Annotated in this window: 14 protein-coding genes; 6 read left to right on the top strand and 8 right to left on the bottom strand. The window is 72.1% G+C overall.

Going from position 1 to position 19,378, the window contains the following annotated elements:
- Nucleotides 1-60: 60 nt before the first annotated feature.
- The 3 genes from ACFYV5_RS12165 to ACFYV5_RS12155 form a co-directional block, all read right to left on the bottom strand.
- A complete protein-coding gene (locus ACFYV5_RS12165) occupies nucleotides 61-1,503 on the bottom strand; it encodes a Gfo/Idh/MocA family protein (protein ID WP_389167457.1) in 1,443 nt (480 codons plus the stop codon).
- Between the two features lie 214 nt (nucleotides 1,504-1,717).
- Nucleotides 1,718-4,642, bottom strand: coding sequence for an FAD-binding and (Fe-S)-binding domain-containing protein (locus ACFYV5_RS12160; RefSeq protein WP_389167454.1), 2,925 nt, complete (start codon nucleotides 4,640-4,642; stop codon nucleotides 1,718-1,720).
- Between the two features lie 37 nt (nucleotides 4,643-4,679).
- On the bottom strand, nucleotides 4,680-5,123 hold the full coding sequence (locus ACFYV5_RS12155; RefSeq protein WP_355110323.1) for a MarR family transcriptional regulator: 444 nt from the start codon (nucleotides 5,121-5,123) through the stop codon (nucleotides 4,680-4,682).
- 95 nt (nucleotides 5,124-5,218) lie between these two features.
- On the opposite strand from ACFYV5_RS12155, the gene ACFYV5_RS12150 reads away from it, so the two are divergent.
- A complete protein-coding gene (locus ACFYV5_RS12150) occupies nucleotides 5,219-7,057 on the top strand; it encodes an ABC transporter ATP-binding protein (protein WP_389167451.1) in 1,839 nt (612 codons plus the stop codon).
- 318 nt (nucleotides 7,058-7,375) lie between these two features.
- Nucleotides 7,376-8,236 (top strand): endolytic transglycosylase MltG, encoded by an 861-nt coding sequence (gene mltG, locus ACFYV5_RS12145; RefSeq protein WP_389167448.1) that lies wholly within the window; start codon nucleotides 7,376-7,378, stop codon nucleotides 8,234-8,236.
- A 14-nt stretch (nucleotides 8,237-8,250) separates the two neighbouring features.
- On the opposite strand, the gene ACFYV5_RS12140 is transcribed toward mltG, so the two are convergent.
- Complete coding sequence (locus ACFYV5_RS12140; RefSeq protein WP_389167446.1) at nucleotides 8,251-9,363, bottom strand: NAD(P)-binding domain-containing protein; 1,113 nt, start codon at nucleotides 9,361-9,363, stop codon at nucleotides 8,251-8,253.
- Between the two features lie 104 nt (nucleotides 9,364-9,467).
- Between ACFYV5_RS12140 and ACFYV5_RS12135 the strand changes: the two genes are divergently transcribed.
- Nucleotides 9,468-9,890, top strand: a complete 423-nt coding sequence (locus ACFYV5_RS12135; protein ID WP_355110327.1) for a YjbQ family protein — start codon at nucleotides 9,468-9,470, stop codon at nucleotides 9,888-9,890.
- 47 nt (nucleotides 9,891-9,937) lie between these two features.
- On the opposite strand, the gene ACFYV5_RS12130 is transcribed toward ACFYV5_RS12135, so the two are convergent.
- Nucleotides 9,938-10,585 carry a TetR/AcrR family transcriptional regulator C-terminal domain-containing protein gene (locus ACFYV5_RS12130; protein WP_389167443.1) on the bottom strand — a complete coding sequence of 216 codons (648 nt, stop codon included), beginning with the start codon at nucleotides 10,583-10,585 and terminating at the stop codon, nucleotides 9,938-9,940.
- A gap of 143 nt (nucleotides 10,586-10,728) precedes the next feature.
- Between ACFYV5_RS12130 and ACFYV5_RS12125 the strand changes: the two genes are divergently transcribed.
- From ACFYV5_RS12125 to ACFYV5_RS12115, 3 genes are all read left to right on the top strand, one after another.
- Nucleotides 10,729-12,510, top strand: a complete 1,782-nt coding sequence (locus ACFYV5_RS12125; protein ID WP_389167440.1) for an ABC transporter ATP-binding protein — start codon at nucleotides 10,729-10,731, stop codon at nucleotides 12,508-12,510.
- Between the two features lie 73 nt (nucleotides 12,511-12,583).
- Nucleotides 12,584-14,395: an ABC transporter ATP-binding protein gene (locus tag ACFYV5_RS12120; protein ID WP_389167437.1), complete on the top strand. Its 1,812-nt coding sequence runs from the start codon at nucleotides 12,584-12,586 to the stop codon at nucleotides 14,393-14,395.
- A 132-nt stretch (nucleotides 14,396-14,527) separates the two neighbouring features.
- Nucleotides 14,528-15,571 carry a LacI family DNA-binding transcriptional regulator gene (locus ACFYV5_RS12115; protein WP_389167434.1) on the top strand — a complete coding sequence of 348 codons (1,044 nt, stop codon included), beginning with the start codon at nucleotides 14,528-14,530 and terminating at the stop codon, nucleotides 15,569-15,571.
- On the opposite strand, the gene ACFYV5_RS12110 is transcribed toward ACFYV5_RS12115, so the two are convergent.
- From ACFYV5_RS12110 to ACFYV5_RS12100, 3 genes are read right to left on the bottom strand one after another with little or no spacing between them, the layout of a single operon-like run.
- Nucleotides 15,555-16,265 (bottom strand): sulfite exporter TauE/SafE family protein, encoded by a 711-nt coding sequence (locus tag ACFYV5_RS12110; protein WP_355110332.1) that lies wholly within the window; start codon nucleotides 16,263-16,265, stop codon nucleotides 15,555-15,557. The genes ACFYV5_RS12115 and ACFYV5_RS12110 overlap by 17 nt on opposite strands.
- Nucleotides 16,262-17,683 (bottom strand): amidohydrolase family protein, encoded by a 1,422-nt coding sequence (locus ACFYV5_RS12105; RefSeq protein ID WP_389167430.1) that lies wholly within the window; start codon nucleotides 17,681-17,683, stop codon nucleotides 16,262-16,264. Before ACFYV5_RS12105 ends, ACFYV5_RS12110 begins: the two co-directional genes overlap by 4 nt.
- The gene (locus ACFYV5_RS12100; RefSeq protein WP_389167427.1) at nucleotides 17,680-19,080 is read right to left on the bottom strand and encodes a uracil-xanthine permease family protein; all 1,401 of its coding nucleotides are present in this window, start codon (nucleotides 19,078-19,080) and stop codon (nucleotides 17,680-17,682) included. The genes ACFYV5_RS12105 and ACFYV5_RS12100 overlap by 4 nt, the downstream gene beginning before the upstream one ends.
- Nucleotides 19,081-19,378 lie beyond the last annotated feature (298 nt).

Genomic DNA, 19,378 nt, shown 5'->3' with positions numbered 1-19,378 from the left:
CCGTGAGGAGCTGAGCGACGGCGCGGGTGGGGAGGTGCGACCCACCCGCGCCGCCCGCTTCTAGGCCGGCTTGACCGAGTCCACGCCGGACCGGGCCTTCTTCCACTCGCCCCGGGTGAAGTCCGGGATCTCCTGGGGAGCGCCCTTCGCCTTGATCGAGGCGTGGCTGAGCGGCACCGGCGCCGTCCAGGTCGCCGCGTCGTACACGTCGAAGTCGGGGACCAGACCGAGCTGCATGCACTGCATCAGCCGGTAGATCATGATGTAGTCCATCCCGCCGTGCCCGCCCGGCGGATTGGCGTGCTCCTTCCAGAGCCAGTGGTCGAACTCCGTGGCGTACGCCGCGAAGTCGCCCCACTGGTGGCCCTTGTGGTCCGGCTCCAGATAGATCCGGGCCGGGTAGTCCTCGAACACTCCTCGCGTACCGCCGAGGCTGTTGATCCGACTGTACGGGTGCGGCGTCGAGACGTCGTGCTCCAGCCGGATGACCCGGCCCTTCGCCGTCTGGACCAGACTGATCGTCCGGTCGCTCCCGATGTACGTCTCCTTCCAGCTCGGGTCGCCCGGCGGCATCTTCGCGGCCCGGTACTGGGCAAGACCGAGCGCCGGTGTCCCGAAGCTGCTGATGCTGACCACCCGGTCGCCCCGGTTGACGTCCATGTAGTTGGCGACCGGGCCGAAGCCGTGGTTCGGGTAGAGATCGCCGCGCAGGCGGGTGTGCCAGAGCCGGCGCCAGGGGCCCTCGTAGTACGTGGGCGAGAACATCAGCTCGCGCAGATCGTGGTTGTACGCCCCCGCGCCGTGCAGCAGATCCCCGAACTTGCCCGCGTGCGCCATCCGCAGGACCCGCATCTCGTTGCGGCCGTAGCAGCAGTTCTCGAGCTGCATGCAGTGGCGCCGGGTCTGCTCGGAGAGGTCGACCAGTTCCCACAGGTCCTCGAGCGTCATGGCGATCGGACACTCCACGCCGACGTGCTTGCCGTTCAGCATCGCCGCCCGCGCCATCTCGACGTGCAGTTCCCAGGGCGTCGCCACATAGACGAAGTCCAGGTCGGAGCGCTGGCAGAGGTTCTCGTAGTCGTGCTCGCCATGGGTGTACACGGCAGGGGAGGGCTGTCCGGCGGCGACCACCTTGGCGGCGGCGCGTTCCGTCTTCGCCTTGACCGGGTCGCAGAGCGCGACCACCCGCACCCAGGGGAGGGCGAGGAACATGTCGATCATGCTGCCGCCCCGGTTCCCGAGGCCGACGATCCCGACGCGGACGGTGGAGCGCCGGTCGAAGGGGACGCCCGCCATGGTGGCGCCTCTGCGCGTGCGGGTCGCGGCGGTGCCGGCGGCGCCGGCGGTCTCGGTGGTGAGGGCGGCTTCTCCGGCCGTTGCGGCTGGTGCGGCCTCGGCGGACCCGGCGCCCAGAGCGCCGAGGCCGATGCCCGCTCCCGCGACCCCGGCCGTGGTCCGTAGGACGGAGCGGCGGCTCGGCGGCTGCGGTGCGTTGTCGTTCATGGAACCTCCAGTAGCGGTGGGCACGGCTGGCTCATGAATCCCGCACAGGACCCTGGCCGTTGGGGCTTGTGGTGCGCAAGGGCGCGGATTGGACTCTTGCGACGGGTAGTTGGACTCTTCGCTTCCGCTTCGGCACGCGCTGTCAGGCGCGCCGGACGCGGGCGTGCGACGGACGGGACACGTCACGGACGGGACAGTTCACAGAGGCGACAGGTCACGGACGCGTCGCGCGCTCCAGGGCCAGGAGGACGTGGTGATAGCTCCGGCCGGTCGCCCGGTCCATGCCGATCTCGCACATCCGGTTCGCCGACAGGTGCACGTCGAACGAGCGCGCCGTCACCTCGGCCGCCTCACGTGCGGTGGCCGAGGCCGTCAGCTCCGGATGGAGCATTCCCCGGTCGCCCGCGAAGGCGCAGCAGCCCGCCTCCTCGGGGACCACGACCTCGTCGGCGCAGGCCCGGGCCAGCGCCGTCAGCCGCTCCTCGTCACCCAGATGCCGCATGGAGCACGTCGGGTGCACCACCGCCGAGCCCACCGCCCGCCGCACGTCGAGCCGCGGCAGCAGCTCGTCGGCCGCCCACACCAAGGAGTCGAGGACGGTCAGCTCGGCGTGCAGCTCCCGGTTGTCGTCGGTGAGGTACGGCACCACCTCGTGGGCGATCCCGAGCGTGCAGGAGGAGGCGTCGACGACGAGCGGCAGGCGCCCGCCCGCCGTCCACCCCCAGGCCGCCTCCACGATCCGGTTGGCCATCACCTCGTTGCCGCGCTCGTACCCCTTGGAGTGCCAGATCGTCGCGCAGCACGTCCCGGCCACGTCGTCCGGGATCCACACCGGCCTCCCCGCCCGGGCGGAGAGCGCGACCACCGCCTCGGGCAGCGACGGGCCCCGCAGGCCCTCCGGCCCGCCGAAGACGCGGTTCACACAGGCCGGGTAGTAGATGGCGACGGCCGCCGGACGGTGGGTGCGCGGGAGGCGGCGCGCCGCCGGGCCGGGAATCTCCGGCAGCCACTCCGGTACGAGATCGGGCCGCACCGCCTTGCGCGCGAGGCCGGTCACGGATTCCAGGAGCCGGTCGCCGATCCGGTCCGCCGCGGCGACCGCGAGGCGGGCCGAGGCCTCCACGGCGCGGAAGTTCCTGGCCGCGAGCGAGGCGATCCGCTCCTCGCGCGCCGAGTGCCGCTGATGGCGGAAGTCCCTCATCAGCGCCCCGGTGTCGATGCCGACCGGGCAGGCCAGCTTGCAGGTGGAGTCGCCGGCACAGGTGTCCACGGCGTCGTAGCCGTACTCCTCCAGGAGGCTCGCCTCCACCGGGGAGCCGTCGTTCTGCCGCATCATCTCCCGTCGCAGCACGATGCGTTGGCGCGGAGTGGTCGTCAGATCGCCGCTGGGACAGGTCGGCTCGCAGAAGCCGCACTCGATGCACGGATCCGCGACGGCCTCCACCTTCGGGATCGTCTTCAGCCCGCGGAGATGGGCCTGCGGATCCCGGTCGAGGACGATCCGCGGCGCGAGGACCCCGTCGGGATCGATGATCTCCTTGGTCCGCCACATCAGCTCGGTCGCCCTCGGCCCCCACTCCAGCTCGAGGAAGGGGGCGATGTTGCGGCCGGTGGCGTGCTCGGCCTTGAGCGAGCCGTCGAACCGCTCCACGGTCAGCTTGCAGAACTCGTCCATGAAGGTGGCGTACCGCTCCACGTCGGTGGGGTCGGCGGCGTCGAACGCGAGCAGGAAGTGCAGGTTGCCGTGGGCGGCGTGCCCGGCGACGGCCGCGTCGAAGCCATGCCGGGCCTGCAGGTCCAGGAGGTCCGCGCAGGCCTCGGCGAGCCGGGCCGGTGGCACGGCGAAGTCCTCGGTGATCAGCGTCGTCCCCGGCGGGCGCGAGCCGCCCACGGCGGTCACGAACGCCTTGCGGGCCTTCCAGTACGCGAGGATCGTCCCCGGGTCGCGGGTGAAGGCATTGCTCACCGACGCGACGGGTGCGATCAGCTCCAGGTCGTCGAGCACGGCGGCGGCCGCCCGCTCGTACGTCTCCTGCGCGGCCGTGTCCGGCGCGCGGAACTCCACGAGCAGCGCCGCCGCCTCCTTCGGCAGCTCCGCCCAGTCGGCCGGCACCCCGGCGACGGTGACCGAGGCACGCAGGGTGTTGCCGTCCATCAGCTCGACCGCCATCGCGCCTGCCTCGGTGAAGCGCGGCACGGCGGCGGCCGCGGCCGGCACCGAGGGGAAGAGCAGCAGGGCGGTGGAGACCCGCCGGTCCAGGGGCAGGGTGTCGAAGACGACCTCGGAGATGAAACCGAACGTGCCCTGAGAGCCGACCATGAGTCCCCGCAGGATCTGTACGGGAGTGGCACCGTCCAGGAAGGCGTCCAGGCGGTAGCCGTTGGTGTTCTTGAGGGTGTGCTTGGCGCGGATGCGGGCGACCAGTTCCGCGTCGGCCTCGATGTCGGCCTTGAGGGCCATCAGGCCCTCGCACAGGCGCGGTTCGGCGCGCGCGAGCTCCTCGTCGGCCGCCGGGTCGCCGGTGTCGACGACCGTGCCGCTCGGCAGGACGAAGGTGAGGGAGGCGACGGTCCGGTACGCGTTCCGCGTCGTGCCGGCGGTCATGCCGGAGGCGTTGTTGGCGACCACCCCGCCGATCGTGCAGGCGACGGCGCTCGCCGGGTCGGGCCCGAGGATCCGGCCGTACGGGGCGAGGGCGGCGTTGGCCCGGACGACCGTGGTGCCGGGGCGGATCCGGGCGCGGGCGCCGTCGTCGAGCACCTCGACGCCCACCCAGTGCCGGCGTACGTCGACGAGGATGTCCTCCCCCTGGGCCTGGCCGTTGAGGCTGGTCCCTGCCGCCCGGAACACCACTTCGCGGCCCTTGCCGTGCGCGTACGAGAGGACCGCGGAGATGTCGTCGATGTCCTCCGCGACCACCACGACCTGCGGCACGAACCGGTAGGGGCTGGCGTCGGAGGCGTACCGCACCAGGTCGGAGATCGTCGAGAGCACCTTCTCCGGGCCGAGGAGCGCGGTCAGCTCCTCCCGCAGATGACGTGGCGTGCCGCGGTACTGGAGATCGGGGACCCGGTCGGGGGCCGGGGTCCGCTTCGTACCCGGACGCAGGGCCCGCGGGTTCGGCTCCAGCAGTGGCATGGCACGGCTCCCCTCGGCGCTCCGTGCTCCCTCTCGGTCAGCAGCGACGCTCCGGCACGTGGTCGACCAGAGCGGACAGCAGACCTCCGAGCACCTCGCGCTGATCGACGGTCAATGGAGCAAGGATGTCCTCTGCGGCCGCCCGACGGGCGCTTCGCAACGCGCGCAGCGTGGCGCGTCCCGGGTCGGTGAGCTCGATCCGGACCACTCTGCGGTTCGTCGGATCGGCCACGCGGCGCACCCGGCCGGCGGCCTCCAGACCGTCCACGAGGCTGGTCACGGCCCGCGGGACGACCTCCAGGCGCTCGGCGAGATCGGCCATCCGGGGCGCATGGTCGTAGTGCGCGACGGTGCGCAGGAGCCGGGACTGCGCGGGGGTGATGCCGAGCGGCTCCAGGTGCCGCTTGTGGACGCGGTGCAGGCGCCGGGTGAGGCGGAGCAACTGCTCGGCGAGGAGACCGTCGGCGTCGGGGGTGTTCATGGGGGCACGATATCAGGACCATGTTCATTGTGAGCATAGGTAACAATGGGATATGCTCTGATCGACTCGACTGCTCTCATTCCTCGTAGGAGCCCATGCGCCCCCATGAAGCGTCCGACTGGACACCTCCCCCGCGCGATCCCGCGCAGCCCGAGGAGCCCGCGCAGATGCGGCGCATCCTGCGGCTCTTCCGTCCCTACCGCGGCCGGCTCGCCGTCGTCGGGCTGCTCGTCGGTGCCTCGTCCCTGGTGACGGTCGCCTCGCCGTTCCTGCTCAAGGAGATCCTCGACACCGCCATCCCGCAGGGCCGTACGGGGCTGCTCAGCCTGCTCGCCCTCGGCATGATCGTCACCGCCGTGATGACGAGCGTCTTCGGCGTGCTCCAGACCCTCATCTCCACCACGGTCGGCCAGCGGGTGATGCACGACCTGCGTACCGCGGTCTACGCCCAGCTCCAGCGGATGCCGCTCGCCTTCTTCACGCGCACGCGCACCGGCGAGGTGCAGTCCCGGATCGCCAACGACATCGGCGGGATGCAGGCGACGGTCACCTCGACCGCCACCTCCCTCGTCTCGAACCTCACCGCCGTCGTCGCCACCGTCGTCGCCATGCTCGTGCTGGACTGGCGCCTCACCGTGGTCTCGCTGCTCCTGCTTCCCCTCTTCGTCTGGATCAGCCGCCGCGTCGGCCGCGAGCGCAAGAAGATCACCACGCAGCGCCAGAAGCAGATGGCCGCCATGGCCGCGACCGTCACCGAGTCGCTCTCCGTCAGCGGCATCCTGCTCGGCCGCACCATGGGCCGCGCCGACTCGCTCACCAGGTCCTTCGCCGAGGAGTCCGAGCGACTCGTCGACCTCGAAGTGCGCTCCTCCATGGCGGGGCGGTGGCGGATGTCCACCATCGGCATCGTCATGGCCGCCATGCCCGCGCTGATCTACTGGGCCGCCGGACTGGCCCTCCAGGCGGGCGGCCCGGCGATCTCCCTGGGCACCCTGGTCGCCTTCGTCTCGCTCCAGCAGGGCCTCTTCCGGCCCGCCGTGAGCCTGCTCTCCACGGGCGTCCAGATACAGACCTCCCTCGCCCTCTTCCAGCGGATCTTCGAGTACCTCGACCTTCCCGTCGACATCACCGAGCCCGCGGCCCCCGTCCGGCTGGAGAAGATCAGCGGCGAGGTGGCGTTCGAGGACGTCCACTTCCGCTACGACGGTGAGGCCGTCGGCCGGGCGACGCTCGACTCCATCGACCTGACCGTCCCGGCCGGCGGCAGCCTCGCCGTCGTCGGGCCGACCGGATCCGGCAAGTCCACGCTCAGCTATCTCGTGCCCCGGCTCTACGACGTGACCGGCGGACGTGTGCTGCTCGACGGCGTCGACGTCCGCGACCTGGACTTCGACACCCTGGCCCGCGCCGTCGGCGTCGTCTCCCAGGAGACGTACCTCTTCCACGCCTCCGTCGGCGACAACCTGCGCTTCGCCAAGCCCGACGCCACGGACGAGGAGATCGAGGCCGCCGCCCGCGCCGCCCAGATCCACGACCACATCGCCTCGCTGCCCGACGGCTACGACACCCTCGTCGGCGAGCGCGGCTACCGCTTCTCGGGCGGCGAGAAGCAGCGCCTCGCGATCGCCCGCACCATCCTGCGCGACCCGCCCGTGCTCATCCTCGACGAGGCGACCAGCGCGCTGGACACCCGTACGGAACACGCGGTGCAGCAGGCCATCGACGCGCTCTCCGCCGGCCGCACCACCATCACCATCGCCCACCGGCTCTCCACCGTCCGGGACGCCGACCAGATCGTGGTCCTCGAAGCCGGCCGGATCGCCGAGCGCGGCACGCACGCGGAGCTCCTCGCCCGGGACGGCCGGTACGCGGCCCTGGTCCGCCGCGACGGCGAACACACGAACGTGGGAGCGGTTGTTCCCCAGAACGTGTGATCGTCCCCGTTTTCGTTGCTCCCCTTCCTTGTGGCGGCTGATGATGACGGTGCGCAAGCGACGGGCTGCAGACCGCGACCGCGCACTGTCCCGCAGATGCACTTGGCACAAGGAGAAAGCACCACCATGAACGTGATCACCAACCTGCTCGCCGGCGTCTTCCACTTCCTGGGCTGGCTCGTCTGACCCTGGTTCGTCCGGCACACGCAGTGCACGGCGCCGTCGGCCCCCCGTCCCAGGGGGCCGGCGGCGCCGCATGCGTGTGTATGTCCCGCCGGGCTCCGCGGTTTCCCGGGCGGGCCGCGTTAGCGTGCGGCCATGACGCACCGGTCCTGGCAGCCCGAACGCCGTCGCCGCCGCACCCGGCTCACCCGCCGCGGCACACTCATGCTGTTCCTCGGAGCGGCCCTCGCGGTGGCGGCGGCGGTCACCGTGCCGCTGCTGCTCCTCGGCGAGGACGAACCCGCCCCCGAGAAACAACGGACCCTGGTGATCCCGGAGGGCTGGCGTGCGGGCCAGGTGTACGCGGCCGTCGACCGTTCCCTCGGCCTCCCAGCGGGCACCACGCGGCGCGCCGCGGCCGCCCCGGCCACCGCGCTCGCGCTGCCCGAGGCCGCAGGGGGGAACCCGGAGGGCTATCTCTTCCCGGCGACGTACCCCGTGACGTCCTCGACCACCCCCGAGAGCCTGCTGCGCTACATGGCCGAGACGGCGGGCAAGCGCTTCGGTGCCGGTCACGTCGGCGCGGGAGCCCAGCGCCACGGCCTGAGCGTGCACCAGACGGTGATCATCGCCAGCATCGTGCAGGCCGAGGCCGACACCGCCGAGGACATGGGCAAGGTCGCCCGGGTCGTCCACAACCGTCTCGCCCGGGGCATGGCCCTCCAGATGGACTCGACGATCAACTACGCCCTGGGCCGATCGACCGTGGACACCACCCACGAGGACACCAGGATCGACAGCCCGTACAACACCTACGAACGCACCGGCCTGCCACCGACGCCGATCGGAAACCCGGGCGAGCAGGCGATGACAGCGTCGATCGAACCGGCGAAGGGCGACTGGCTGTACTTCGTCACCGTACGGCCGGGGGACACCCGCTTCACCGCCGACTACGCCGAACACCAGGCGAACGTCGCCGAGTTCAACGCGCACCGACGGGCGGCGAAGGCCGGCTGACGCCGGTCGTCACCTCACCCGGCCACCACCGGCTCCGGCTCCGGCTCCCGCTCCAGGAGACGGCGGATCTCGGTGACGGCCGCGCGCCCGGCCCGGTTGGCGCCGATCGTGGAGGCCGAGGGCCCGTAGCCGACCAGATGGACGCGCTCGTCGCGTGCCGCGCGCGTCCCCTCCACCCGGATCCCGCCGCCCGGCTCCCGCAGCCTGAGCGGGGCGAGGTGGTCGATCGCGGCACGGAAGCCGGTCGCCCACAGGATCACGTCCGCGTCCACGCTCCGGCCGTCGGCCCAGGCCACACCGGTCGGGGTGATGCGGTCGAACATGGGGTTGCGGTCCAGGACACCCCGCGCCCGCGCGCCGCGGATCGCGTCGGTCAGCGGGAGGCCGGTGACCGAGACGACGCTCTGCGGCGGCAGCCCACGCCGTACGCGCTCCTCCACCATCGCGACCGCGGCCCGGCCCTCCATCTCGCCGAACGGCCCCTCACGGTAGACGGGCTCGCGCCGGGTCACCCAGGTCGTCTCCGCCGCGACCTCGGCGATCTCCATCAGATGCTGCGTCCCGGAGGCCCCGCCGCCGACCACGATCACCCGCTGACCGGCGAACTCCTCCGGGCCGGGGTAGTTCACGGTGTGCAGCTGGCGGCCGCGGAAGGTCTCCTGGCCCTGGTAGCGGGGCCAGAACGGGCGGTCCCACGTACCGGTGGCGTTGATCAGCGCGCGCGTCGCGTACGTCCCCTCCGATGTCTCGACGAGCAGCCGCCCGCCGTCGCCCTCACGGACCGCGGAGACCGCGACGGGCCGGTGGACGCGCAGCTCGAAGCGCTCCTCGTACGCCGCGAAGTACGCGCCGATCACCTCGGAGGACGGCCGGCTGTCGTCGGCGCCGGTCAGCTCCATCCCGGGCAGCGCGTGCATCCCGTGGACCTTGCCGTACGTGAGCGAGGGCCACCGGAACTGCCAGGCACCGCCGGGGCGCGGGGCATGATCGAGCACGACGAAGTCCCGGTCGGGTACGAGACCGGTGCGGCGCAGGTGGTAGGCCGCCGAGAGTCCCGCTTGGCCGGCACCGATGACGACCACGTCGATGGTGCGTACCGTCTCCGCCTCAACCCCGAAATCGTTCACGCTTCCACTAACGAGGGCGCGTCCGCGGATCTTCCCGTACCGGCCGGCCGGGATCATCCGCGTGTGCGGTGTGAGAGGACCGCTCTGTCGGCCACCATGGAGGCATGAGCCATGGATTCGAGACCCGCACCCTGGACGTCACCACGGGGGCGTCCGAGACGGTCTACGACCTCACCCAGGAGTGCGTCTCCTTCCTGGAAGAGGTCGCGCAGGGCCGAGACGGACTCCTGAACGTCTTCGCGCCCCACGCGACCATGGGTGTGGCACTGATCGAAACGGGAGCGGGGAGTGATGACGACCTGCTGACCGCTCTCCATCACTTGCTCCCCGCCGACGAACGCTGGCAGCACCGCCACGGAAGCCGGGGGCACGGCCGCGACCACGTGATGCCGGCCATCGTCCCGCCCCATGCGACGCTTCCGGTGATCGGCGGCCAACTGGCGCTCGGCACCTGGCAGTCGGTGTGCCTGGTGGACACGAACAAGGACAACCCGGAACGCCAGGTGCGGCTGAGCTTCCTGGGCTGACGGAGCCGATCGAAAGGGCCCTGCCCCGTTCATGCTGGTCGGGGCCTTCACTTTGTGGTCGACGTGCCTGCCAGTTCCCGTTCGAATCCGGACAGCAGCGCGTCGAGCGCGAAGTCGAAGCGTGCCTCGGACGCGTCCTCGCCTGTCTCCCGGGCGGCGGCGACCAACAGCGGGTACGCGTCCGGGTCCAAGGAGGCCATGCTGCCGGCCCCGTCGACACGGCCCGCCTGGGCGGCGGCGTGCCCGACGACGAAGCTGGTCAGCGAGTAGAGAGCGTCCAGGGCCCTGGGCAGGGGGAAGCCCGCCTCGTGCAGCATCGCCACCGCGGCCTCCAGCGTCCGCAGATTGCGAGGCGTCATGGCGGGCCGGGACAGCAGCAACGGCACGGCGTGCGGATGCGCGCCGAGCGCGGCGACCAGCGCGTGGGCGTAGGCGCTCAGGTCCTCCCGCCAGGTGGCGGCGCCGAACTCCAGGGGCACGGCCTCCGCGACGACCTGCTCGATCATCCCGTCCAGCAGGGCGATCTTGTTCGGCACGTGGTGGTAGAGGGTCATCGCCTCCACGCCGAGTTCGGCGCCGAGTCGTCGCATCGACAGAGCCTTCAGCCCTTCCTGGTCGACGAGCCGCAGGGCCGCCTCCAGAACGGCCTGCCGCGTGAGCCCCGCACGCTGCCCTTGCGCCCTGTTGGCCGCCATGGTGCTCCTCCTTGCCGTGCCCGACGCACCACGATCCGATTGACGAGTCTTACGACGTAAGTATAGCGTCCTCAATCAGACTTACGTCGTAAGAATCAGTGGGATCCCTCGGAGACAGACGCGGATGAGAGGACGAGACGACGATGACCGACACGGAGTTCGCCGAGCCACCGGACGATGAGCGGCGGAGAGCGGCAGGGCTGTTACGGCCGTACGCGGGGGGCTTCGCCGCAGTGATCGTTCTGCAGGTCATCGGCGCGGTGGCGGGACTGGCGCCCCTGCTCGCGGTCGTCGAGGTCGGCCGAGTCCTGCTCGCACCCGATCCGGTCGACCACGGCCACGTCCGGCTCGTCGTGGCCGCGGGAGCGATCGGCTTGCTCGCCAAGCTGCTGTTCACGGCCGCCGCGGCGGGAGTCGGGCATCTGCTCGACGGACGGGTGCAGTTGGCACTGCGCCGGCAGTTGGCCGCACGCCTCGGGCGGGTACCGATCGGCTGGCTCTCCCGCCGCCGCAGCGGTGAGCTGGCCAAGCTGGTGGGCGAGGACGTCGGCGCCGTGCACCCGTTCATCGCCCACACCCCCGGTGAGCTGGCCTCCGCCTTCGTCGTACCGCTGGTGTCACTGGTCTACCTGTTCACCGTCGACTGGCGGCTGACGCTGATCACCCTGATTCCGGTGGTCGCGGCGGTTGCGCTGGTCCCGCTGATGATGACTCCGGCCCGGCTGCGCGAACAGGCCGACTTCGACACGGCGATGACCCGGATCGCGAACTCCGTCCTGGAGTTCGTCCAGGGCATCGCGGTGGTCAAGGCCTTCGGCGGGGGAGAGCGCGCCCATCGTGAATTCCGCGTCGCCGCCGACGAGTTCGTCGCCGTCTTCCACCGCTGGGTGCACGGGATCTCCCCGATCGCCGCAGGGATGCAGCTGGTGCTCTCGCCCCCGTTCGTGCTGCTCACCGTACTGACCGGCGGCGTCGCACTGATCAGCGGCGGGGGGACGGCCCCGGCGGACCTGCTGCCGTTCCTGCTCCTCGGCCTCGGGCTGACCGCTCCCGTGGCGGCGCTCGGGCACGGCTTCGACGAGCTGCAGGCCGCCCGCCGCGCGGTCGGCCGGATCCGCGACGTGCTCGCGGTGCCGCCGCTACCGGAACCGGCGAACCCGGCCGTGCCACACGGCCACCGGGTGGAGCTGCGCGACGTCCGCTTCGCCTACGAACCCGGCCGCGACGTACTGCGCGGGATCGATCTCGTGCTGGAGCCGGGAACGGTCACCGCGCTCGTCGGACCGTCGGGAAGCGGCAAGTCCACGCTGGTCCAGCTGCTCCCGCGCTTCGCCGACCCGACGAGCGGCTCGGTCCGCCTGGGCGGTGTCGACCTGCGCGAGCTGGACAGCCGGGAGCTGTACCGGCAGGTCTCCTTCGTCTTCCAGGACGTCCGCCTGCTGCGCGCCTCGGTAGCGGACAACATCGCGCTGGCGGTCCCGGACGCCGGGCCGGAGGAGGTCGTGCGCGCCGCCCGTCTGGCGAACGTCCACGACCGCGTCCTCGAACTGCCGCGGGGGTACGAGACGGTGATCGGCGAGGACGCCCGGTTGTCGGGCGGCGAGGCCCAACGGGTGGCGCTCGCCCGCGCGCTGCTGGCCGACACCCCCGTCCTGGTGCTCGACGAGGCGACCTCCTTCGCCGACCCGCGCACCGAGCAGGCGGTGCGCCGCGCCCTGGACACGCTGCGGGAGGACCGGACGGTCCTGGTCATCGCGCATCGTCCGGAGACCGTCCTCGGCGCCGACGCCGTCGCGGTCCTGGAGGACGGTGTGATCGTCGAGCACGGCAGGCCGGACGAACTGCTCGACAGGGACGGGAGGTTCGCTGCGATCTGGCGCTCCCGGCAGGCGGCGGACTCAGCGGGAGGGGGGCAGCGGCTGTGACGACGTACGGCCCGGACGATCCGATGGAGACATGCCCGCGGACCCTCTTCGAGCGGCAAGGAGACACCCCCCGATGATCCGCATGCTCCTGCGCGTGCTGGGCCACCAGCACGCCCGCCCGATGCTCCGCACCCTCGCCCTGATGACGACGACAGCGGTCGTCGAGGGCCTGTCCTACGCCCTGCTGCCACCCGTGCTGCGGGCACTGCTCGGGGGCGCGCCGGACGACGCCTGGCCCTGGCTGGGCGCGTTCGGGGCCACGGTGGCGGCCTATGCCGTGCTGCGCTATCTCAGTGACCTGTCGGGGTTCCGCGTCGGCACGGCGCTCCTGCGCGGTGTGTACCACCGCCTCGGCGACCATCTGGCCCGGCTTCCGCTCGGCTGGTACGGCGCGGCCCGGGTGGGAGAGGTGTCCGTCCTGGCCGGTCAGGGCGTTCTGCAGGCGATGAGCGTGATCGCGCACCTGCTGGCGCCGTTGGTCTCCGCAGCCGTGACGCCACTGACGATCGTCGCTGTGATCCTCGCCCTCGACTGGCGGTTGGGCCTGGCCGCGCTGACCGCTGTTCCGGTGGTGGCGGCGATCCAGGTCCTGACCGGACGTTCGGCGGCGGCTGAGGACGCGGAGCGCGCCACACGCGACCGAGAGGCCACCGGAAGGGTCATCGAATACCTCCAGGCCCAGCCGGTGCTGCGCGCCGGCGGCCGGACCGCCGAACGCTTCCGTCTCCTGGACGACGCCCTGCGGCAGGTCCAGCGGGCCTCCCGTCGCTCCACACTGTCCGCGCTGCCCGGCGCGTTGGGCCTGGCGCTGACGGTGCAGGCGGTGTTCACCGCGGTGCTGGTCCTCGGGACGTACCTCGCGCTCGGCGGGAGCGTCGGGGCCGCGGAGCTGCTGACGGTCCTGGTGCTGGCCGCACGCTGCGCGGATCCGCTGCTGTCACTGGCCGACCTCGGCGGCAAGCTGCGCGGCGCGCGCGGCGAGCTGGCCAGGATCGACGCGATTCTGCGTACGGAGCCGCTGCCGCAGGCCCCCGACCCGGTCGAACCGGTCGGCCACGGACTGGCGTTCGAGTCGGTCACCTTCCGGCACGGTGGGCGTACGGTGTTCGACGACCTGTCGCTGTCCGTTTCCGAGGGGCAGCGGCTGGCCGTGGTGGGGCCGTCGGGTGCGGGCAAGAGCACCCTGCTGCAGCTGCTCGCGCGGTTCTACGACGTGGACGCGGGCGCGGTGCGCATCGGCGGCGCCGACGTGCGCGCGATCCGCACCGAGGCGCTGATGGCGCGGTTCGCCATCGTCTTCCAGGACGTCTGTCTCTTCGACGGCACGATCGAGGACAACGTGCGCCTGGGCCGCCCCGACGCCACGAGCGCCGAGGTTCGGGAAGCCGCGGCCGCGGCGCGGCTGGACGAGGTGATCGAGCGCCTGCCCGACGGATGGGCGACCACCGTCGGCGAGGGCGGCGCCCGCCTGTCGGGCGGTGAACGCCAGCGCGTATCGATCGCCCGGGCGCTGCTGAAGAACGCGCCGATCGTGCTGCTGGACGAGATCACCTCCGCGCTGGACCCCGTCAACGAGGCCGCCGTCCACGCCGGCGTCGAGCGCCTGATGGCGGGCCGGACGGTGGTGATGGTGGCTCACCGGTTGCGCACGGTCCAGCACGCCGACCGCATCGTCTTCCTCGACGCCGGCCGGATCGTCGAGGAGGGCGGCCACGACGACCTGCTGCGCCGCGGCGGCCGCTACGCCGATTTCTGGGACCTCACCCTGGCGCCCGCGGCGCCGGGGCCGACTCAGGACCCGCACGCGACGGACCGGGCCGCCGGGAACGAGCCGGCGGCGGGAGTACGGACCGCGTCGGCACCGCCGCCGCGACCCGCCGGGTGACCCTCCGGCCACGAGCGTCCCGGCCACGAACCGCAGTCCCCGACAACCGCCGGACCCGGTCGACATGCCTGCCGCCCGGGTCGGCGAAGATGGGAACATCACCTGTCCCCGAGCGCGTGAGGAGCGACGGAGATGCCCACTTCCGGGGCCGGCTCGAGACCACCGACGATCGCCGATGTCGCCGCCGCCGCCGGGGTGTCGCGCACCACCGTCTCGCACGCGCTCAACGGGCTCGGAAAGGTCGACCCCCGGACCCGGGAGCGCATCAAGCTGGTCGCCGCCGAGCTGGGTTACCGGCCCAATCTGCGGGCCCAGCGGCTGCGGCGCGGGCAGGCCAAGGCCATCGCGCTCGCCTCGTCCATGCCGATCGCGGTGGCCGCGGGGCCTTCCCGGCTCGGCTTCTACATGGAGATCGCCGCCGCCGCCGCCGAGAGCGCCCTGCTGCACGGCTACGCGCTCGTGCTCGTACCCCCCGTGCAGTCCGGTTCGGGCCTGCACTCCGTCGACATCGACGGAGCCATCGTCGTGGAGCCGGACGTGAACGACGCGGCGGCCGCCCATCTGAAGGAGCGCGGGCTTCCGTACGTGGCGCTCGGCAGGCCCGTCTCACCCGACGAGGCGGCGCCGTACATCGATCTGCGCGGCGGGCTCGTCGCCGAGAAGCTGCTCGGCCACCTGCGGGAGCAGGGCGCCCAACGCCCGGCGCTGATCATCGGGTCAGGGGAACGCCACGCGGCGGTCGACGCCCGCGCCGCGTACGAGCGTCTCGCCGCGCGGCACGGCTGGACGCCGATCGTGGCGACCGCCCCCGAGACGGGCGGCGAACAGGCGGGGTACGAGTGCTGCGCGGACCTGCTCGCCCGGCATCCCCGGATCGACGCCGTGTGTGCGCTGGTGGACGCCTTCGCCGTCGGCGCGGTCCGGGCGATCAAGGACAGCGGACGCGCCGTACCGGACGACGTCATGGTCGCCACCCGGTACGACGGACTGCGCGCCCGTACGTGCGAGCCGCCGCTCACGGCCGTCGACCTTCATCTGGACCGGGCGGCGTCCGACGCGGTGGAGCTGCTGCTCGGACGGCTGCGCGGCGATGTGACCACCGGTGCGGTGGTCACATCGCCCGAGCCCCGGGTGATCCCGCGTGCCTCGTCGCTGCGGGTCACAGCCCGAGCATGAGGACGAGCCCGGAGACCAGCGCGAACCCGAGCACGAACAGACGCATCCTGGACGCGTTCAGCCGGTGGCGCACCAGGCGGCTCGACCACGCGCCGACGGCGATCGCCGGCAGCAGGACCGCTGCCCAGCCCAGGTCCTCCGGATGCCCCTCCCCGGTGGCGAACAGCAGAGCCAGGGAGGCGACTTCGCCGACGAGGAAACAGACGGCGACGGTGGAGCGCAGCTCGGCCGGTGGCCGGTGCTGGTACACCAGCGCGAGCGGCGGCCCGCCGACACCGGTGGCCGTCTCCGTCAGACCGGTCACCACGCCCGCGCCGAGGTAGGCGGCCCGGCCCGGGGTGAACGCGGGTGCGGCGAGGCTCACGACCGCCGCCAGGACGGTCGCGATGCCCACGAAGAGGCCGAGGCTGCGGTCCGGGATCAGCCAGAGCAGCGCCAACCCACCGGGGGTGGCCGCGAGCCGGGCGGCGGTGATCCAGCCGGCCCCGCGCAGATCGAGCGAGGCCCGCTCGCGCCAGGCGACGTACAGGTTGAGCGGGATCATCGCCGCCAGGACGAACACGGGGAGCAGGCCGGGATCCAGGATCCCGGCCACGGGCGCGACGATCAGTGCGAAGCCGAGCCCACTGCTGCCCTGCACGAACGCGGCGACGGCCACGGTCACGGCGAGGACGGCCAGGGTCTCGGCGCTCACGGTGCGGTGCTCCTCATCCGTGCCGCCGTGGAGGTCGGGTGCGCGCGGGTGATGGGCGCCCGTTCCACGGCGGCGCGGGCCAGTTCGATCGCTCGGCCGACGAGCGCGGGGCCGTCCCAGTCGGTGGGCAGGCCGCGCCACAGGCGCATCCGGCCGCCGACGAACACGGCCGTGATCTGGTCCCGGTTGCCGCGTCGTACCAGTTCCCAGGGCACGTCCCAGGAGAGCGCCAGTTCGGGGGTGGTGACGTCGACGAGGAGGAAGTCGGCCGCCAGGCCCTCGGCGACGGCCCCGGTCCGGGCACGGAGTCCGACGGCGTCGGCGCCGCCGCGGGTGGCGTGCTCCAGCCAGGTCCAGCCGGCGCCGCACGACGAGTCGCCGGTGGCGAGACCGTACGTGATCCGCTGGGCGAACTCGGCCGCCTCGGCGAGGCGGAAGCCGTCGCCCCGGGTGCCGTCGGTGCCGAGGCCGAAGCGGATGCCGCGCTCGGCCATGGCCAGGGCGGGAGCGACGGCGTTGCCCTTCCAGGCGCTGGCCACCGGGTTGTAGCTGACGGCGGTCCCGGTGTCGGCGAGCAGGGTCAGCTCATGGGGTGTGAGGAGCGTGGCGTGCGCGGCGAGCAGCTGGGGACCCAACGCGCCTATGTGGTGGAGGTGTTCGAGCGGGCGCAGGCCGTGCCGGAGCAGCGAGCGTTCGACGCCGGCCAGGTGCTCGTTGACGTGGATCTGTACGGTGGCCCCCGCCTCCGCGGCGAGTCGGGCGACGCGCCGCAGGGTCGCGGTTGTCGCCGCCTCGGGGATGGAGACGGCGAGGGAGGCATGGATGAGCGGGTCGCCGTCGTAGCGGGTGAGGTGCTTCTCCGCGTGGGCGAGGACGGCGGGGTCGCCGGCCTCGGCGTCCGCGCCGGTGGTCTCGGCGCCGTCGCCGGCGTCGTTGCACACGAGACCGAGAACGCAGCGGATCCCGGCGTCACGGGCGGCGGAGGCGACCACATCGACGTCCACGGCGGCGCGGGTGCCCGCGTCGGCGACGGTCGTGAAACCGCCGCGCAGCGCTTCGAGGGCCGCCAACTTGGCCGCCGTATAAGCCGATTCCTCGTCCAGCGCGCCCTCGAGGGGCACCCAGACCCGCCGGAAGATCTCCGACGGCTCCCCGAAGGCGAGTGCGGAGCCGAAGCTCTGCGTGAGGTGGTGGTGGGCGTCGACGAAGCCGGGCATCAGGAGGTGACCGGCCAGCCGTACGCCGTCCAGGTGCGGATGGGTCTGCCGGAGCTCCTCCACGGGGCCGACGGCGCGGAACGAGCCGTCGGCGACGACGACCGCCCATCCGTCCGCGGGGCCTTCCGGCAGCAGGACGGCGTCCGGTTCGAGGAGGAACGGGCCGGGCCCGTCGAGGAGTTCGCGGGTGCGCTGGTTCATCGGTCGCTTTCCGTACGGCTGGTGGCGAGGCGGGCGGCGATGCCCGGCCTCAGGTGGTGGAAGAGGATGTTGAGGACGGCGGCGACGAACGCGCCGACGGCGACGCCGCTTTCGAGGAGGATGCGGAGGTTCGGCGAGAAGCCCGCGTAGACGCCCGGGATGAGGATGGGCAGGAGTCCGAGCGCGAGGGCGACGGCGCAGATGAAGGTGTTGGTGTGGGTGTCGAGGTCGGATCGGCCGAGCATCTGCACCCCGAGCACGGTGATGACCGCGAAGACGACCATGGCGGTGCCTCCGATGACCGCCGACGGGATGACGCTGATCGCGCGGGTCACGGGGGCGAGGAAGCCGATGGCGATGAGGACCACGCCGGCCGCCGCGGTGACGTAACGGCTGCGTACGCCGGTGACGCGGACGATGCCGATGTTCTCGCCGCTCGTCACCATCAGCGGCAGGCCGAAGAACCCGCCGAAGAGGGAGGTGAGCGCGTCGCCGCGGATGGTCTTGGGGACGGCGGTGCGCCGGTCGATCTCCTTGCCGACGGCCTCGGCGTTGATGACGGTCTGGCCGGTGGCCTCCGCCATCGAGGCGAGGCAGTAGAGCATGAGCGGCAGGGCGGCGAGGAGGTTGAACTGGGGCGAGCCGAACGGCATCACCTGCGGCAGACTGACCAGGCCGCCCTCGGTGGCGCGGCCGAGGTCCATCTGACCGAGGAGAGCGGCCAGGGCGGTGCCGGCCAGCAGACCCAGCATGACGGCGAGTTGGCGCAGGATGCCGCTGAACAGCAGATAGAAGACGACCGTGAACCCGATCGTCGCCATGCCGAGCAGGAGATTCGTGGTGTCGGCGAAGCCGGGGCTGCCGGGGCGTCCGGTGACGAGGACCGCGCCGACCTTCACCAGGTTGACGCCGACGATGACGATCATGGTGCCGATGACGAGGGCCGGGAAGAAGGCCAGCAGCCGGGAGAAGACGGGCAGCACGACGAAGTAGAAGGCCGCTGTGAGGATCACCGCGCCGGTGGCCGTGCGCAGGCCGTGCTGGTCGGCGATGGCGAGGAAGAGAATGAGCGGCGCGCCGCCCGGCAGCATCACGAACGGGAGCCGGGGACCGAACCGCCACGGGCCGAGCGACTGGATCAGGGATCCGACGCCGGAGAGCACGAAGGCGGCGGAGAGCAGATTGACGGTCAGGCCGGCGTCGAGGCGGAGGGTGGCGCTCATCAGGAAGATCGCCGAGATCGGCGTGGCGGCCATGACGAGGACGTGCTGGATCCCGAAGAGGAGGATGCGGCCCAAGGGGCGGGACTCGTCGACGGGGTGGACGGGTGCGGGGTCGGTGGGCTCCGGCGTCGGTGGTTGATCCGTACCGGGAAGGGTCTGGCGGGGACTGGACACGTTCGAGCTCCGATCGGCGTTCGACACGTTCGGGTTCAGCCGCGATCCGGCCCTGGACGGGGAGCCAAATCGATTTGGCCATCGATTTGGCCGTCAGTATGTGAGGCGGCGCGACGGCCGTCAAGGGGGTGGGGTCAGCGACAGGGGCCGGCCGGCCCGACCTGACGCAGCCTCAGAAGTGGCAACGAAATCCGCACCATGGGTGGGTCGGGGCCATCGATTCGTAAGTTACTAAGGGGTTTTGCTTCAAAAAACATGGACTCATGGCTTGCGTGATGCCCTGCCCGTCCGCAAGGAT

This window comes from Streptomyces sp. NPDC003035 (assembly GCF_042888285.1).
GTDB lineage: Bacteria > Actinomycetota > Actinomycetes > Streptomycetales > Streptomycetaceae > Streptomyces.
The sequence above is the reverse complement of the archived record's forward strand: the minus strand, read 5'-3'. Positions and strand labels throughout refer to the sequence as shown.

Coding starts and splice junctions, on each gene's coding strand:
- ACFYV5_RS12165 (WP_389167457.1), bottom strand. CDS start 1,503: ATGAACGACAACGCACCGCAGCCGCCGAGCCGCCGCTCCGTCCTACGG.
- ACFYV5_RS12160 (WP_389167454.1), bottom strand. CDS start 4,642: ATGCCACTGCTGGAGCCGAACCCGCGGGCCCTGCGTCCGGGTACGAAG.
- ACFYV5_RS12155 (WP_355110323.1), bottom strand. CDS start 5,123: ATGAACACCCCCGACGCCGACGGTCTCCTCGCCGAGCAGTTGCTCCGC.
- ACFYV5_RS12150 (WP_389167451.1), top strand. CDS start 5,219: ATGCGCCCCCATGAAGCGTCCGACTGGACACCTCCCCCGCGCGATCCC.
- mltG (WP_389167448.1), top strand. CDS start 7,376: ATGACGCACCGGTCCTGGCAGCCCGAACGCCGTCGCCGCCGCACCCGG.
- ACFYV5_RS12135 (WP_355110327.1), top strand. CDS start 9,468: ATGAGCCATGGATTCGAGACCCGCACCCTGGACGTCACCACGGGGGCG.
- ACFYV5_RS12130 (WP_389167443.1), bottom strand. CDS start 10,585: ATGGCGGCCAACAGGGCGCAAGGGCAGCGTGCGGGGCTCACGCGGCAG.
- ACFYV5_RS12125 (WP_389167440.1), top strand. CDS start 10,729: ATGACCGACACGGAGTTCGCCGAGCCACCGGACGATGAGCGGCGGAGA.
- ACFYV5_RS12120 (WP_389167437.1), top strand. CDS start 12,584: ATGATCCGCATGCTCCTGCGCGTGCTGGGCCACCAGCACGCCCGCCCG.
- ACFYV5_RS12115 (WP_389167434.1), top strand. CDS start 14,528: ATGCCCACTTCCGGGGCCGGCTCGAGACCACCGACGATCGCCGATGTC.
- ACFYV5_RS12105 (WP_389167430.1), bottom strand. CDS start 17,683: ATGAACCAGCGCACCCGCGAACTCCTCGACGGGCCCGGCCCGTTCCTC.